Here is a 15,663-nt window from a genome sequence, read left to right as displayed (position 1 = left end):
GTCATTCCTTTAAGGTCGGTCCGTCTCCGTCAGTTTCAACCCCTGAGGGGCGGTTCGGGCTTCGTCAGCGCAAGGCCAGGTCGTCGGCGTGGATCACCACCGGACCGCCGGGATAGCCCAGCGCGGCCTTGATGTCCGGGGATCTGAGGCCGGCAATCTTCGTCACATCGGAGGCGTCGTAGCGCACGAGGCCACGGCCGATCTCGGCCCCCGTATCGTCGAACACCTCGACCGGATCGCCCTTGCCGAAATTGCCGTCGACCGCGACGACACCGGCGGCCAGCAGGGACTTGCCGCGCCCCAGCGCCTTCAGGCAGCCGCTGTCGACCACGATCTGGCCGCGCGTGGCCAGCGAGCCGCCGATCCACTGCTTGTAGGCGGCCCGCACCGTGGTCGAGGGCGCGATGAGGGTGCAGCGACGGCCTTCCTCGATGTGCTGCGAGCCGCGCTTCTTCGAGCGGCCGGCCGCGATCAGGGTGGCACACCCGGCCTCGCCCGCGATCCGGGCGGCCATCAGCTTGGTCGCCATGCCACCGGTGCCGACACCGGCGGCGGCGTTGGCGCCGGTCGCCATGGCCTCGATCTCGGGGGTCAGCTCGGCGATGAAGGGGATGTGTTCCGCATCCGGATTCTGGCGCGGGTCGGCGGTATAGACCCCGTCCACGTCGGACAGCAGGATCAAAAGGTCCGCGCCGATCAGCTGGGCCACGCGGGCCGCCAGACGGTCGTTGTCGCCATAGCGGATCTGCTCGGTCACGATGGTGTCGTTCTCGTTGACGATCGGGACTGCGCCCATGTCCAGCAGGGCACCGACCGTGGCGCGCGCGTTCAGCCAGCGGCGGCGGACCTCGGTATCGTCGCGGGTCAGCAGGATCTGGGCGGTGACGATGTCATAGGGGTCGAACACCGACTCCCAGGCATGCATCAGCATGGATTGACCGGCGGCGGCCGAGGCCTGTTTCTTTTCCAGGCCCCCGCCCCTCGCCCGCGAGCCGAGGCGTCGACGCCCCAACGCGACGGCACCGGACGAGACCACCAGAACCTGTTTGCCCTCCTCGCGCCAGTCGGCGATGTCGGCGGCCAGGCCCTTCAGACGCGCCATGTCCACCGTATTGGACTTGCGGTCCACCAGCAGGGCGGAGCCGATCTTCAGAACAATACGGTCAGCGGCGGCAATCGTCTTGGCGGCCTGAAGCGGCCGTTTGCGGGTCAAGGTGTCCATTCCTCCGTCGTGGGCGACACCCCGTCCTCCGAAAGGGCGTCCTCGTCCTCGATCTCGCCACGCGTCCGGCGGACTTCAGCCCAGGCCGCGCGCAGCAGTTCGGGCACGCCCTCTCCGGACACGCCCGACACGAGGAACGGCTCATATCCCAGAACGGTTGCAAGCTCTGCCGTTTTCTCGGCGCGCAGCTCTTCGGACAGGGCGTCGATCTTGTTCAGGGCCACCAGTTCGGTCTTGTCAGCCAGCCCTTCGCCGTAAGCCTCGAGCTCATTGCGGATGGTGCGGTACGCGCCCGCCACATCGTCCTGGGTGCCGTCGATCAGGTGGATCAGGCTGGCCGAGCGCTCGACGTGGCCGAGGAAGCGCGTGCCCAGCCCCGCGCCTTCGCTCGCCCCCTCGATCAGGCCCGGAATGTCGGCGATGACGAACCGCTCGCTGGGGCTGAGATCGACCACGCCCAGGTTGGGCGTCAGGGTGGTGAACGGATAATCGGCGATCTTGGGTTTGGCCGCGGACGCCGCCGACAGGAAGGTCGACTTGCCGGCATTGGGCAGGCCCGCCAGCCCGACATCGGCGATCAGTTTCAGCCGCAGCCAGATCCAGCGCTCGCCGCCCTCCTGGCCCGGATTGGCGTGGCGCGGAGCCTGGTTGACCGGGCCCTTGAAGCGCACATTGCCCCAGCCGCCATTGCCGCCGCGCAGCAGGCGCTCGCGCATGCCGACCGTATCCATGTCGAGCAGGACGGTTTCCTTGTCCTCGTCCAGCACCTGGGTGCCGACGGGCACCTTGAGCACCACATCCTCGCCCTTGCCGCCGTGCATCTGGCGCCCCTGGCCGTGATGGCCGGTCTGGGCCTTGAAATGCTGCTGGTAGCGATAGTCGATCAGGGTGTTCAGCCCCTCGACCGCCTCGATCCAGACGTCGCCGCCGCGCCCGCCGTCTCCGCCGTCGGGGCCCCCGTTCGGGATGAATTTCTCGCGCCGGAACGAGACGGAACCCGCCCCGCCGTTGCCCGCGCGGATGTAGATCTTGGCCTGATCGAGGAACTTCATGCCCGGCTTATGGCCCATGAGGGCGGCAAATTACAGGCGTCTTTAAGCGGATCGAAAGCCGCAGCCTGCAGGATGGGCGGCGAAATCACGGGGGATCAGAATGATCTCGACCATCACAGGCCTGCTCCCGGCTCCGCCGAGGCTGATGCCGACGTCGAAGGCGGAAGCGCCCCCGCGCGCGCCGAAGACACCCGACGCGACGGAGGGGGCCGGGGACGCCCCTGCCCTGCAGCCCGCCTCGCAGAAGGCCCAGGCCCGCGACCTGGCGTACAAGCGGCTGGAGCGGGTCAAGGCGCGCATGGACGCGCTGAAGCTGATGATCAAGATCGATCCGCGCACCGCCCTGAAGCTGGCGGGCGAAATCGCGTGCGAGATGAAGGCGGCGGTCAAGGCCTACGCCGAGGCGGGCGGACGCAATGTCTCGGCCGGGGATCTGGCCCTGATACGCCGACAGGCCGCCGATGCCATCGCGGCCCGCGACGCGTCCGCCGAGGCAGGCCTTGATACGACCGGCATGGATTCACAGATCAAGGCGCTGGAGGCCCGTGAGGCCGACGCCTTCTCGGATCATGCCTTCTTCGATGAGGTCCGGCAGATCGTGCGCGGCCTGAAGAAGGCCCGCGAGGATGTGCGGAGCGAGTCCATCCAGTCCATCCATCCTCCGACCGAGGAGGACTGGAAGCGGGCGGATCGCGATCAGGCCGAGCTGGAGCGCGAGATCGACAGGGCCGCGTCCGGCCCCGCCGTCTCGATCCGGGCGTGAATCCATCGAACGCGTCTATCAACGCAAATAGTCAGTTCTACCGCCCGCCAACACAGTCTATCCAAGCGGGCGTACTATGAGCATGACGCCAAAACCAATATAAGAAACGCTGCCATTATGAAGGCGCGCCGCCAGAAGCTGGCTGAGCGCAGGACGATAGCAGATTCGTTGATATAACGATAATACAATAAGCGAATGACACAAGAATTAACATGCCGTTTGTCTCCGACACATCAGGAATAAACGAGAATGCGTCACCCCACAGCGAAGCCGTGATGACCTTAATGAGGATCAGAAAAAGAACTAGGATGGTTCCGATATTCAATGCATCGCCGAGCCATTGACCGGTTCCGGAGCGTACGCTTCTATTCTTACGTACGAAATGAAAAATTGTGGCGCCCACCGCAGAAACGACAAATACTGCCGCATCAACGCCAGCCACGCCCGATATCACTAAATGTGTGTTATCTGCAGTCATATCGTCCAACCCAGATTCCAGATTCTGTGGTTAAACGTTTCGCTAGGCAAATTGATAATTCAGTCTAGCGAGAGTTTCCGCTTTTCGCTCAACAACGCGGCCAATAAGCCAGCGACCAAGGGCCCACTAACTTCCAGAACTGCTACGATTCTCGCTACAATGGAAGCGGGCAGCGCAAGCGCCGCGAAAGCTGGGGCCGCGATAGGGATCAAAGAGCCCAACGCAGCAGCGACAAGGAAGGTGGTAGCGAGAAATGCCTTTACGGTACCCTCGTGCCGCATGATTCTCTCACGATTAAGCATTTCTAAATTAGAGTACTACATTGGTTAACGCAATGTTAGTGACAATTTTGCATCATTAGCTTGCGCTTGAATCGCGGGATCGAGAGAGCAGGGTCGCGAACAGCTCTGTCGAGCCCAAAGTTTCCGCTCGGCCTGATCGCGATCCTCCCTTGTCCAGTCCCTTTGGTCCGAGGTGGATGGGTTGCGTAAGCTCGTTAGTCCCATCCTCGCGGGCTCCCTCGGACTGCGCACGGTTTGCTGGACGCGCCCCCCCCTATTTGCCCCAGACGCCGTAGGGGTCGGACCACTCCATGCCCATGGCCTCGGCCACGGCGGGATAGGTGATCTGGCCGCCCAGCACATTGAGGCCGCGCGCCAGGTGCGGGTCCTTCTTGAGCGCGTCGAGGCCATGATCGGCCAGCGCCAGGCCGAACGGCAGGGTGGCGTTGTTCAGGGCTTCCGAAGAGGTGCGCGGCGCGGCGCCCGGCATATTGGCGACGCAGTAGTGGACCACGCCGTCGATCTCATAGGTCGGGTCCTCGTGGGTGGTCGGCTTCGAGGTCTCGAAGCAGCCGCCCTGGTCGATGGCGACGTCAACCAGCACCGACCCGTTCTTCATCTGCTTCAGGTGCTCACGCTTGACCAGCTTGGGCGCGGCGGCCCCGTGCACCAGAACCGCGCCGATGACGACGTCGGCCTTCATGATCTCTTCCTCGATGGCGTTGATCGAGGAGTAGCGGGTGATGACCCGACCGTCGGTCAGTTCGTCGATCTCGCGCATGCGGGGGATGGAGCGTTCCAGCACCACGACCTCGGCGCCCAGGCCCAAAGCCATGCGGGCCGAGTTGAAGCCGACCACGCCGCCGCCCAGCACCGCCACGCGGGCCGGGGCCACGCCGGGCACGCCGCAGAACAGCAGGCCCATGCCGCCGTTGTGCTTCAGCAGGGTCTCGGCCGCCGAGAAGACGGCGATCCGGCCGGCCACTTCCGACATCGGCGCCAGCAGCGGCAGGCCACCGTTACGGTCGGTGACGGTCTCATAGGCGATGGCCGCACATTTCGAGGCCAGCAGGCCCTTGGTCTGCTCGGGATCGGGCGCCAGGTGGAGATAGGTGTAGAGGATCTGGTCCTCGCGCAGCATCTCCCACTCGACCTTCTGGGGCTCCTTGACCTTCACGATCATGTCGCTGTCGGCAAAGACAGTCGCGGCGTCGGGGGCGATCTTCGCGCCCGCCAGCTTGTACTCGGCATCGGGGAAGCCCGCGCCCTCGCCGGCCCCGGTCTGGACCAGAACCGAGTGGCCATGGGCCACATATTCGCGCACCGCCGTCGGCGTCAGGCCGATCCGGTGCTCGTTCTTCTTGATCTCCTTGGGGACGCCTACGCGCATGACGGTTTCCTCTGCTGGGCGGCGATGGCCGGGCCGGTGTCGGGTCGCAATCTAGCGAGGGGCGCGGCGCAGGTTCCTGTTCATTTTGCGAAGTGAACAGCGTAAAGTCGCAGAACCTTGCGCGAGGAGCGACCTTGAAGACTGTTTCCGCCGTCACCCTGGATGCCATTGATCGCAAGATGCTGCGCGCCCTGCAGGAGAATGGCCGCATCTCGAACGCCGATCTGGCGCGGACGGTGAACCTGTCCGAGAGCGCGTGTCTCAGGCGCCTTCGCGCGCTCGAGACCGCCGGCGTCATCAGCCGCTACGCCGCCATCATCAATGAGCGCGCCGTGGGCCTGCCGATCAGCGTGTTCGTCACCGTCACCCTCTCGTCCCAGGCCGAAAGCGCCCTGACCGCCTTCGAGACCGCCGTGGCCACCGTGCCAGAGGTGGTCGAATGCTATCTGATGACCGGCGGCTCGGACTATCTGCTGCGGCTGGTGGTGCGCGACGTCGACGATCTGGAGCGGGTCCACTCGCATGAACTGACCCGCATCCCCGGCGTCACCCGCGTCTCGTCCAGCGTCGCCATGCGGACGGTGGTCAAGCGCGGCGCGCTGCCGGTCTAGCCCAGCTTCAGCGTCAGGGTCTTGATGTCCAGATAGTCGTCGATGCCATGGGTCGAGCCCTCGCGGCCGTAGCCAGACTGTTTGACGCCGCCGAACGGGGCGACCGGGGTCGACATCAGGCCGGTGTTGATGCCGCACATGCCCGCCTCGATCCGCCGGCCGATGCGAATGGCCCGGTCGAGGTCACGTGTGAACAGATAGGAGGCGAGGCCCAGGTCGCTGTCGTTCGCTTTGTCCAGCACCTCGTCCTCGCTGTCGAAGGCGAACACGGGCACCAGCGGGCCAAAGGTCTCTTCCTCGCGGAACAGGGTGTCGTCGCCGCCGAAGGTGACGGTCGGCGTATAGAACCGCCCGCCCAGTGCGTGACGTTCACCCCCGGTCAGCACCTCGCCGCCTGCGGCCTTCACCTTGTTCAGATGGTCCTCGACCTTGTCGACGCCCTTGTCCTCGATCAGCGGACCGACCTTGACGCCGTCATCGAAGGCATTGCCGACCTTGAGCTTTGACACCTCGGCCGCCAGCCTGTCGGCGTAGTCCCGCGCCACGGATCGTTCGACATAGACCCGGTTCGGACAGACACAGGTCTGGCCGGAATTGCGGAACTTGCCCTTGATGGTCTCGGCCACGGCCTGATCCAGATCGGCGTCGGCGAACACGATCAGGGGGGCGGCGCCACCCAGCTCCATCGACACGCGCTTCAGGGTGGGCGCGCACTGCTCGGCCAGCTTGCGGCCGACGGGGGTCGAGCCGGTGAAGCTGAGCTTGCGGATCACGGGCGAGCTCGTCAGCACGCCGCCGACCGTCGCGGCATCGCCGGTGACGAGGTTCAGCACGCCATCGGGCAGGCCCGCCTGTTGCGCCAGTTCGACCAAGGCTATGGCGGTAAAGGGCGTCTGGCTGGCCGGCTTGACCACGGCGGTGCAGCCGGCGGCAAAGGCGGGGCCCAGCTTGCGCGTCAGCATGGCGGCCGGGAAATTCCACGGCGTGATCAGGGCACAGGGACCCACGGCCTTGCGGAAGGTCAGGATGACATGGCCCAGCGGGCTGTCCTGGGTCTCGCCGATCATACGCTCGGCCTCGCCGGCGAACCACTTCAGAAAGCCGTTGGCGTAGGCGACCTCGCCCTTTGCCTCTTCCAGCGGCTTGCCGTTCTCCAGCGCCATCAGCCCGGCCAGTCCCTCGGCGTTCTCGTCGATCAGCCGGGCCCATTCGCGCAGGAAGGCCGCGCGTTCGTCCGGGCGCTTGCCGGACCAGCCCTCAAAGGCGCGGTCGGCGGCATCGATGGCCTGCTGCGTTTGGGCCTCGCCCAGATCGGGCACGGTGCCCAGACTCTCGCCGGTCGCCGGATCATCCACCGCAATGGTCTTGCTGCCCGTCACCGCCTTGCCGTCGATCAGGGCATGCTCACGCAGCAGTTTCAGACCGGCGTCACGGGCGGAATGGGACATGACAGGACCTTTCAGGCGGGGAGAAATATGGGCAGGGAACGCGTCAGTCGCCGATGGTATCCAGATCGCGCCCCCGCGTTTCCGGCAGCCAGATGAGGCTGACGACCACGGCGATCAGGGTGAAGGCGACCGAGTACCACAGGCCGAAATAGATATTCCCGGACCAGGCCACCAGAGCAAAGCTGGCCGCCGGCAGAAGCCCCCCGACCCAGCCGGTGCCGATATTGTACGGCAGGCTCATGGCCGTATAGCGGACCCGGGTCGGGAACAGCTCAACCAGCGCCGCAGCCTGCGGCCCGTAGAGCGCCGTCGCCGCCACCATGAAGATCATCAGAATTCCGAATACGGCCGGAAGATTGACGCGTGCCGGATCGGCCCGCTCGGGATAGCCCGCCTCGAGCAGGGCCGCCTTGATGCGGGCCTCAACGTCCGTCCGGGCGGCACTGAGCGCCGCATCGTCCATCTGGCCGCCCTCGACCGAGGCGACCCGCGTCCCGCCGACCTGCACGACAGCCGAGGTTCCGGCGGGCGCCGCGACGTTGTCATAGCTGACCCCGGCGTTCGAGAGCACAGCCTTGGCGATGTCGCAGCTGCTGGAAAAGGCCGCCTTGCCCACCGGGTCGAACTGGACCGCGCAGGTGGCCGGGTCCGCCACCACCGTGACCGGCGCCCGGGCCTGTGCCTCGGCCAGCGCCGGGTTGGCCGCTCGCGTCAGGGCGTGGAAACCGGGGAAGAAGGCGACGAGCGCCAGGATCATGCCGAACAGCATGACCGGCTTGCGCCCCACCCGGTCCGACAGCCAGGCGAAGAACACATACATCAATGCCGATGCCACGGTGATCGCCAGCACCAGTTGATCGACCGTTGCCACATCGACCCGCAGCACCCGCTCCATGAAGAAGCGCGTGTAGAAATAGCCGCAGTACCAGACCGCCCCTTGGGCGATCATGATGCCGAACAGGGCGATGAGCACGAAGCGCCCGTTCTTCCAGGTGGCGAACGCTTCGCGATACGGCGCGCGATGCGCAGCCCCCTCCGCCTCCATGCGGACATAGGCGGGGCTCTCGTTCAGCTTCATCCGGATCCACAGGGACACCGCCAGCAGCAGGGCCGACAGGAGGAAGGGAATACGCCAGCCCCAGGCATCGAAAGCCTCACTACCGACGACCGCGCGCGTGATCAGAATCACGCTGAGGGCGCCGATCAGGCCGAGGGCGGCGGTGGTCTGGATCCAGCCTGTCATCAGGCCGCGCCGCTCGCGCGGGGCATGCTCGGCCACATAGATGGCCGCCCCGCCGTACTCTCCGCCCAGCGCAAACCCCTGCAGCACGCGCATCAGGATCAGCAGGATCGGCGCGGCGACATTGATCTGGTCGTAGTCCGGCAACAGACCGATGGTCACCGTCGCCCCACCCATGAGGGTGATGGTCACGAGGAACGTCGTCTTGCGCCCGGTCCTGTCGCCGAACCAGCCGAACACCAGCGCGCCCAGCGGCCGGACGACAAAGCCGACCCCGAAGGTCAGCAGGGCGAGGATATAGCCCGTCGTCTCGCCCACCTCGGCATAGAAGTGACGGGCGATGATCGTCGCCAGGGAACCGAAGATGAAGAAGTCATACCATTCGAAGGCCGTGCCCGCCGCCGAGGCGGTCACCACGGTCCTTAGGCCCGGCTCGCCTTTCGGCTGGTCCGAAGCCTGAATCCGGTCGGCCCCCATGCCGCCCTCCCCCTGTTGCCGGGCCTTCTGGCGAGGCCCTCCCCACGGCCATGCTTAAACCGTCAGACGGCGTCCGCAAGCGGGCGCCGGACATGACAGACCCCACCGGTGGGGGAAACCGGTGGGGTCCGACCTTCACGCCATAGCCTGGGGGGAGGCAAACGCGGCGTGGCTGTACTTTGGTTCGCCTTAGTTGGCGGCGTCTTCGGCGGCTTCTTCGACGGCACCGCCGACGGCCTGGGTGTCACGACCGGCGCCGGCGATGGTGTTGCAGGCGGCGGTCGTCAGGGCGGCGGCAGCGGCAACCAGAATGAAGATCTTGCGCATGGTGTATATCCTTCTCTCGGGGCGCCGGAGCGCGGGGTGTCTCGCCGGAAATAACACCGGACCGGCCCCCGGGTTCCCGGGCAAGTGACGGTTTTGGCGACTACGCGCGGGGCGTGACGAAGGTCATGCGCACACAGGTGCCGTGGGGGGTCGCGCCGAGCACTTCGGTCTGGCCGCGCAATTGGCGCCCGAAAGCCGTCATCAGGGTTCGGCCCACACCTACGGGATCGGTCTCTGACAGGCCGGGGCCGTCGTCCTCGACCTCGAGCACGCTGGTCTCGCCATCCACCTTGAACCGCACGGTCAGGGTGCCGCCCTTTTCGGCCAGGGCGTGCTTGAGGGCGTTCGAGATCGCCTCGACCAGCCACAGGGCCATGGGCGCCAGCTTGTCCGGGTCCATGATCAGACTGTCGGCCTCGACGCGGCTGCTGACAGCCGGGCCTCGCCCCACCTCGCTGGCGACCAGCTGGCCCACCAGATCATTGAGGAAGACCTTGGCGTCCGCGTGCCGGATGTCCTCGCTCTGGTACAGAGTGCGATAGATCAGCGCGAGCGCCGAAATCCGGTGGCGGGTGTCGCCCAGGGCCACCTTGGCCGCGTCATCGTTCAGGGCGCGCTGCTGCAGGCTGAGCAGCGAGGAGATGATCTGCAGATTGTTCTTCACCCGGTGGTGGATCTCGCGCATCAGCACGTCCTTCTCTGCCAGACTGTCCAGCAGGGACTGGTCCCGGGCAGAGACGGCTTCGGCCAGGCCGTCGAGGGTCTCGGCCAGCACGCGGATTTCGGTCGGGGCGTTGACCGCGGCCACCGGGCGGACGGTGAACCGGCCCCGGGTGTAGAGGGCGGCCACCCGCTCCAGATAATCGAGCCAGCGCACCACGACGCGCTCGGACACCAGAATGACGGCCGCGAACACCGTGAACCACACGGCCATGGGCAACAGGATCGACCCGATCGGATTCAGCCGGGCCCAGGACAGGATGCCCGGCGAGGGTGCCGCCAGCAGGACATAGACATCCTGACCCGACAGGCTGGCACCCGCATAGGCGCGCCGGTGGCCGTCGGCGTCCCTCAGTTCGACGACCGTATTGTCACCCGCTGCCACGCCGGAAAACCAGCTGGCCAGATCGCTGTCCTGATCCCCCATGTCGAAAGCCTCGGGGTCCGTCGCCACCAGAATCTGCCCCTGCGAATCGACAAGCGCGGCCTCCGTCCCCTCGGGCAGGGCGCGGTCGGCGGTGTCGGGCTGCAAGCCCTCCAGCGGAATGGCGGCCGCCATGGCCCCGTCAAACCGCCCCATGGGCCGCTCCAGTCTCAGCCCTGCCACCAGCGCCGGCCGGTCGCGGATCGAGCGCGCCACCACCCATTTCTCGCCGGATTTCAGACGCTCGAACCAGGGACGCCCCCGGACATCGGTCAGGGCCGCGGCTCCGGCACTGCACGTCACCGTGCCCTGGGCGCTGACCCGGACCAGATTCGCATAGCCTTCCAGACGCCCCAGCAGGGCGCCGAGGCGTTCCTCGCAGAAGGGAGACTCGCCTTCCAGCCGCAGGGCCTGCAGCAGGGTGGTCGCCCCTTCCAGCCGCGTGCGGGCCGAGGTCGCGCTGCGTTCAGCGGCGAGCTGGAGGTCCAGACGGCGCTCGCGGGCCTGGTCGCGGAAGTCGGCATCGACCTGAAAGGCGCTGAGCACCAGAAACGGCACCAGCGCCCAGGCCATGGCGACGCCCAGCCGGAACCGGATTCCCTGGAATTTCTGGCGTGAGAGGCCCTTGCCCCAGCGCCGACCGAACCGCCGACCGAAGGCGCGACCCAGCCTGCGCATCCTACTGGCTGTACCCGCCGCTCAAACGGTCAGCTGCACCGAGGATCGAGGCCATGGCGTCACCGGCGGCCTTGCCGTCGCGGTCGTAGCCGCCGCTTTCGAGCACGCCCAGCAGGGCCTTGCGGGCGCGGCTGACGCGGCTTTTCACCGTGCCGACGGCGCAATCGCAGATGGCGGCCGCTTCTTCATAGGCAAAGCCGCCCGCGCCGACGAGGATCAGCGCCTCGCGCTGTTCTTCAGGCAGGGACGCGAGGGCGAGGCGCAGTTCGTCCAGCGCCACCGGAGCCTCGGGATTGTCCACGGCCACCAGGGTGCGTTCGGCGGCTTCCTGGTCCAGCTGTGACTGGCGCCAGGACCGGCGCTTGTCGGAGTAGAACTGGTTGCGCAGGATCATGAAGGTCCAGGCCTTCATGTTCGTGCCCATCTGGAAGCTGGCGCGGGCGTCCCACGCCTTGACCATGGCATCCTGGGCAAGGTCGTCTGCGGCCGTCGCATCGCCCGTCAGCGTACGCGCAAAGGCCCGCAGATGCGGGATCAGGGTGACCAGCTCGGCCTTGAAGGCCTTGTCGTCAGACGAGGGCGGCTTGGGTGCAGGACTGCTCATTCGCCACCTTCACCGGCAGCGCGACTGTCGGCCCGGCGCAGGATGTCGAGAAACTCATCGGGAACCGGCTCGTTCACCACCTCGTCGAAGATGTGACGCAGCTTGACCCCGATCGCCTGCTGGCGAAGCCGGGCCTCCTCGAGATCTTCGGAACTGGCGTCATCGATCGGATGGCCGGTTTTGGATTTTTCAGTCATGAACGGCTGTGTGCCCCTTGAATGCCGGTCGTCATTAACGCCACCTTGGGCGGCGGGTTCCGCGCTGCGACGCCATTTTTCCCACTGCAGTTCAGGCGGCGCGGAACCTTGGCTGTTAAGCCGCGTTTTGCCTGCTTGTCACCACCTGACGTTCAAGGCGTCGGGGGTGAAGAACCATCAGTCGGGAATGTCATATCCATGAGTCTGCTTGCCAGGTTGGCCCCTCACCTTCCGTACGTCCGCCGCTATGCCCGTGCCCTGACCGGCGACCAGACCACAGGTGACAACTACGTCCGCGTGGCGCTGGAGGCGCTCGCGGCCGGCGAGCGCCAGCTGTCGCAGGACATGACCCCCCGGGTGGCCCTCTATCACGTGTTCCACGCCATCTGGACGACGACCGGGGCCCAGCTCGAGGGCCGCGGCGGCAGCGGCGATGAAGCCTCGCGTCGCCTGATGCGGATTTCCCCGCGTTCGCGGCAGGCCTTCCTGCTCACCGCCCTCGAAGGGTTCACCCCGTCCGAGACCGCCCAGATCCTCGGATCGGACGTCCCCTCGGTCGAGGCCCTGATCAGCGAAGCCCAGGCCGACATCGACGCCGAACTGGCGACCGACGTGCTGATCATCGAGGACGAAGCCATCATCTCGGCCGACATCGAGAGCCTGGTGAAGGATCTGGGTCACCGCGTGACCGCCACCGCCACCACCCACGACGAAGCGGTTGACGCCGTGTCGCGCCACAAGCCGGGTCTGGTTCTGGCCGACATTCAGCTGGCCGACGGCTCGTCAGGCATCGATGCGGTCAAGGACATCCTGAAGGCGATCGACGTGCCGGTAATCTTCATCACGGCCTTCCCCGAGCGTCTGCTGACCGGCGAACGCCCAGAGCCGACCTTCCTGATCACCAAGCCCTTCCAGCCCGAAACCGTGAAGGCCGCCATCAGCCAGGCGCTGTTCTTCCACCCCGGGCGAAAAGAGCTGGCCTGATTTTTTTTTCGCTCTGTGCGGGAACCGGAGTTTTCGGTCCGCATTCTCAAATGTGCGGAGGCGACGACGCCCCCCCGACAGAGACCGGTTCACTCCGGTCAGTCGCCTCCGCGCCTCATTCTCGATGATACCCCCTGAAGGCGGATCCTGGCGATCCGCCTTCTTTTTTGCGTTCGGCCCTCGACATGTGGCGCGAGGCCGCCATGATCCCGTTCGCAAAGAAAACGCAGGAGACGTTCATGACCCGCACGAACCGCCAATGGGTGCTTCGCCGCCGGCCGCAGGGCCTGATTCAGGATGGCGACCTTGAGCTTGTCGAGAGCCCGGTCGGAGAACCCGGCGAAGGCGAGGTCCTGGTCCGCACCATCTATCTGTCGCTGGACCCCACCAACCGGACCTGGATGAATGACTCCGAAGGGTATCTGCCGCCCGTGGGTCTGGGCGATGTCATGCGCGGCCTGACGCTCGGCGTGGTCGAGGCGACCCGCTCGGAGCGGTTCAAGGAGGGCGATCTGGTCATGCCCCAGTCCGGCGGCTGGGCCGACTATGCCATCGTGCCCGACAGCCAGCTGCGCCCCGTGCACCGCTTCCCCGGCCTGCCGCTGACCGCCAATCTGTCGGTGCTCGGCATGACCGGCCTGACCGCCTGGGCCGGGGTGACGGACGTCCTGCGCCCCGAGCCGGGCCAGACCATGGTGATCTCGGCCGCCGCCGGCGCCGTGGGCTCGATCGCCGGACAGATCGCCAAACAGAAGGGTGCCCGCGTGATCGGCATTGCCGGCGGCGCCGACAAGGGCCGCTGGCTGACGGAGGAGCTCGGCTTCGATGCCTCCATCGACTACAAGAACGAGGATGTCGGCGAGGCCCTGGATCGTCTGGCCCCGGACGGCATCGACCTGAATTTCGAGAACGTCGGTGGCGACATCATGATCGCCGTCTGGAACCGGCTGAACACCCATGCGCGGATGGCCGTCTGTGGCCTGATCTCGGCCTATAACGCGACGCGCATGCCGCCCTCGCCGAACTTCTCGCGGATCATCACCCACCGGCTGGAGGTGCGGGGCTTCCTCGTGCTCGACTATGCCCATCGCGCGAAGGAGATGGTCAGCGAGGTCGGTCCCTGGCTGGCGGACGGCAGCGTGAAGTGGAAGGTCCATGTCGACCACGGGCTGGAAGGCGCCGTCACCTCGCTGAACCGCTTGTTCACCGGCGACCACGACGGCAAACTGCTGGTCCGCGTCTCCGAGGAGCCGTAACGCCGCACGCACGAAAGGCAGGGGCCGATGAACGAAACCGGATCGGACGACCCCTTCCGGGTCTGTTTCGAGGATCTGTCGGTCGGACAGGTCGTGCCGCTCGGCGCCTGCAGTGTGGATGCCGAGGCCCTGTCCACCTTCGTCTCGACCTTTGCGCCGCGCTGGCCGGTCGAGGCGGGGGCGCCGCCGGCCATGGTCTATGCCCTGTGGATGCGGCTGTTCACCGAGAAGTCCAGCCACTGGGCCCAGACCAAGGTGCTGGCCGTCGATGGCCTGCGCTATATGCGCGACCCCCCGGCCGGCGAGCTGCTGCGCGGGCGGATGACGGTGATGGGCAAGGACCCGGTCGGCGACGACAAGGGCATCGTCATCGCCCAGCATGACCTGCTGGATGAAGGCGGGCGGCTGGTCTTCTCGTGCCTGACCCGCGCCCTGTTCACGCGCCGCACCTGACACGGAAACGCCCGACCCGGAGACCGGATCGGGCGTTCGTCTGTCCGCGGGCCTGAGGCTTACTGGACGCGTTCGACCGTGTAGCCGCGCTGTTCCAGCAGGGCCTGGACGCTGTCGTCACCGGCCAGGTGGGCCGACCCGACGGCAATGAAGATCACGCCTTCGCCGTCCATCAGGGTGTCGATCTGGCCCGCCCAGTTGGCGTTCCGCTTGACCAGCAGGGTCTGGTAGAACGGCTCGCTCTCCTCGCGCATCGGGGTCACGCCGATTTCCTCAAGGGCCTCGACGTCGCCGGCGGCCCAGGCCGCGACCAGGCGATCCAGCTCGACGGTCGCGCTTTCATAGTCGTCCAGAACCGAGCGCAGGAAGCCCATCTGGCCCTCCTCCGGCATGCCGGCCAGGATCTGGATCTGCTCTTCCATGGTCTCAAGACCATCGACCGGCTTGCCGGCTTCCAGGGCGCGGGCCCGCAGCACCAGTTCGACACCGGACTGCGGGTCGTAGCCGGCCTTGGCCAGCGGGGCCATCGACAGCGTCAGGCCCGCCAGCCAGGGGCGCATCGGCTCCAGCATGGCGCCGGTCATGCCCATGTCGCCGGCGGCCGTGTTGAGCTTGGCCTGCTCCTCGGCCGTGAGACGGCTGGAGAGCGGGGTCTCCATATCGATGCCATAGCGCTGGATCAGCGGCATGGCGGCGGCCTGGTCGTCCGGATTGCTGATCTCGAACAGGACCCGGTCAGCGCTGGCAAAGGCCTGATCGACCGCATCGGAGTGCCAGGCCGTTTCGGGCCGCAGGATGTGGACCGTGCCGAACAGATAGATGGTCGAGTCCGCATCGCGCAGCACCCACAGCGCCGGGCTTCCGTCCGGGGCCGAGGTCAGGGCGGCGTCCTGGGCATAGGCGGCTTCGGGGGCACCACCGATCACGGCAAGGCCGAGACCGAGGCCGAGGGCGGCGGCCGTGGCTGTGGTCATCAGGCGACGGCCGAGCCCGAGGGTGGAGGCGGTGAAGGATTGGACGAGGGTCATGGGTGATCCTTTCAAGATCGAGGGGAAGTC

General features: G+C 66.5%; 16 protein-coding genes. 5 read left to right on the top strand and 11 right to left on the bottom strand.

Features of this window, described 5'->3' with window-relative positions:
- Positions 1–64: 64 nt before the first annotated feature.
- Together proB and obgE are read right to left on the bottom strand one after the other, a co-directional pair.
- A complete protein-coding gene (gene proB, locus J7346_RS07030; protein ID WP_209119142.1) occupies positions 65–1,222 on the bottom strand; it encodes a glutamate 5-kinase in 1,158 nt (385 codons plus the stop codon).
- Positions 1,210–2,274: a GTPase ObgE gene (obgE, locus tag J7346_RS07025; protein ID WP_209119140.1), complete on the bottom strand. Its 1,065-nt coding sequence runs from the start codon at positions 2,272–2,274 to the stop codon at positions 1,210–1,212. Before obgE ends, proB begins: the two co-directional genes overlap by 13 nt.
- A 100-nt stretch (positions 2,275–2,374) precedes the next feature.
- On the opposite strand from obgE, the gene J7346_RS07020 reads away from it, so the two are divergent.
- The gene (locus J7346_RS07020; RefSeq protein WP_209119139.1) at positions 2,375–3,037 is read left to right on the top strand and encodes a hypothetical protein; all 663 of its coding nucleotides are present in this window, start codon (positions 2,375–2,377) and stop codon (positions 3,035–3,037) included.
- Positions 3,038–3,152: 115 nt separating this feature from the next.
- Here the strand turns inward: J7346_RS07020 and J7346_RS07015 are convergent, their stop codons facing one another.
- Both J7346_RS07015 and ald read right to left on the bottom strand, forming a co-directional pair.
- Complete coding sequence (locus J7346_RS07015; RefSeq protein ID WP_209119137.1) at positions 3,153–3,515, bottom strand: hypothetical protein; 363 nt, start codon at positions 3,513–3,515, stop codon at positions 3,153–3,155.
- Positions 3,516–4,070: 555 nt separating this feature from the next.
- A complete protein-coding gene (gene ald, locus J7346_RS07010; RefSeq protein ID WP_209119135.1) occupies positions 4,071–5,186 on the bottom strand; it encodes an alanine dehydrogenase in 1,116 nt (371 codons plus the stop codon).
- A 134-nt stretch (positions 5,187–5,320) separates the two neighbouring features.
- Between ald and J7346_RS07005 the strand changes: the two genes are divergently transcribed.
- Positions 5,321–5,797, top strand: a complete 477-nt coding sequence (locus J7346_RS07005) for an Lrp/AsnC family transcriptional regulator (RefSeq protein WP_209119133.1) — start codon at positions 5,321–5,323, stop codon at positions 5,795–5,797.
- Here the strand turns inward: J7346_RS07005 and J7346_RS07000 are convergent.
- The 6 genes from J7346_RS07000 to J7346_RS06975 all read right to left on the bottom strand — a co-directional run bounded on the left by J7346_RS07000 (position 5,794) and on the right by J7346_RS06975 (position 11,912).
- Positions 5,794–7,245, bottom strand: a complete 1,452-nt coding sequence (locus J7346_RS07000; protein WP_209119131.1) for an NAD-dependent succinate-semialdehyde dehydrogenase — start codon at positions 7,243–7,245, stop codon at positions 5,794–5,796. The genes J7346_RS07005 and J7346_RS07000 overlap by 4 nt on opposite strands.
- 43 nt (positions 7,246–7,288) lie before the next feature.
- Positions 7,289–8,962, bottom strand: a complete 1,674-nt coding sequence (locus J7346_RS06995) for an MFS transporter (protein WP_209119129.1) — start codon at positions 8,960–8,962, stop codon at positions 7,289–7,291.
- A 189-nt stretch (positions 8,963–9,151) separates the two neighbouring features.
- The gene (locus J7346_RS06990) at positions 9,152–9,289 is read right to left on the bottom strand and encodes an entericidin A/B family lipoprotein (protein ID WP_209119128.1); all 138 of its coding nucleotides are present in this window, start codon (positions 9,287–9,289) and stop codon (positions 9,152–9,154) included.
- A 100-nt stretch (positions 9,290–9,389) separates the two neighbouring features.
- Positions 9,390–11,111 carry a sensor histidine kinase gene (locus J7346_RS06985; protein WP_209119126.1) on the bottom strand — a complete coding sequence of 574 codons (1,722 nt, stop codon included), beginning with the start codon at positions 11,109–11,111 and terminating at the stop codon, positions 9,390–9,392.
- 1 nt (position 11,112) lies between these two features.
- Positions 11,113–11,715, bottom strand: a complete 603-nt coding sequence (locus tag J7346_RS06980; RefSeq protein ID WP_209119124.1) for a sigma-70 family RNA polymerase sigma factor — start codon at positions 11,713–11,715, stop codon at positions 11,113–11,115.
- On the bottom strand, positions 11,712–11,912 hold the full coding sequence (locus tag J7346_RS06975; RefSeq protein WP_209119122.1) for a NepR family anti-sigma factor: 201 nt from the start codon (positions 11,910–11,912) through the stop codon (positions 11,712–11,714). Before J7346_RS06975 ends, J7346_RS06980 begins: the two co-directional genes overlap by 4 nt.
- Before the next feature lie 198 nt (positions 11,913–12,110).
- Between J7346_RS06975 and J7346_RS06970 the strand changes: the two genes are divergently transcribed.
- The 3 genes from J7346_RS06970 to J7346_RS06960 all read left to right on the top strand — a co-directional run bounded on the left by J7346_RS06970 (position 12,111) and on the right by J7346_RS06960 (position 14,605).
- A complete protein-coding gene (locus J7346_RS06970; RefSeq protein WP_209119121.1) occupies positions 12,111–12,896 on the top strand; it encodes a response regulator in 786 nt (261 codons plus the stop codon).
- A 239-nt stretch (positions 12,897–13,135) separates the two neighbouring features.
- Positions 13,136–14,152, top strand: a complete 1,017-nt coding sequence (locus J7346_RS06965; protein ID WP_209119119.1) for an NADP-dependent oxidoreductase — start codon at positions 13,136–13,138, stop codon at positions 14,150–14,152.
- A 27-nt stretch (positions 14,153–14,179) separates the two neighbouring features.
- Positions 14,180–14,605 (top strand): acyl dehydratase, encoded by a 426-nt coding sequence (locus tag J7346_RS06960; protein ID WP_209119117.1) that lies wholly within the window; start codon positions 14,180–14,182, stop codon positions 14,603–14,605.
- A 59-nt stretch (positions 14,606–14,664) separates the two neighbouring features.
- Here the strand turns inward: J7346_RS06960 and J7346_RS06955 are convergent, their stop codons facing one another.
- Positions 14,665–15,633, bottom strand: a complete 969-nt coding sequence (locus tag J7346_RS06955) for a TraB/GumN family protein (RefSeq protein ID WP_209119116.1) — start codon at positions 15,631–15,633, stop codon at positions 14,665–14,667.
- Positions 15,634–15,663: the final 30 nt, after the last annotated feature.

The organism is Brevundimonas sp. A19_0 (genome assembly GCF_017744255.1).
In the GTDB taxonomy this organism is placed as follows: Bacteria; Pseudomonadota; Alphaproteobacteria; order Caulobacterales; family Caulobacteraceae; genus Brevundimonas.
This window is presented reverse-complemented; position numbering and strand designations above follow the sequence as displayed.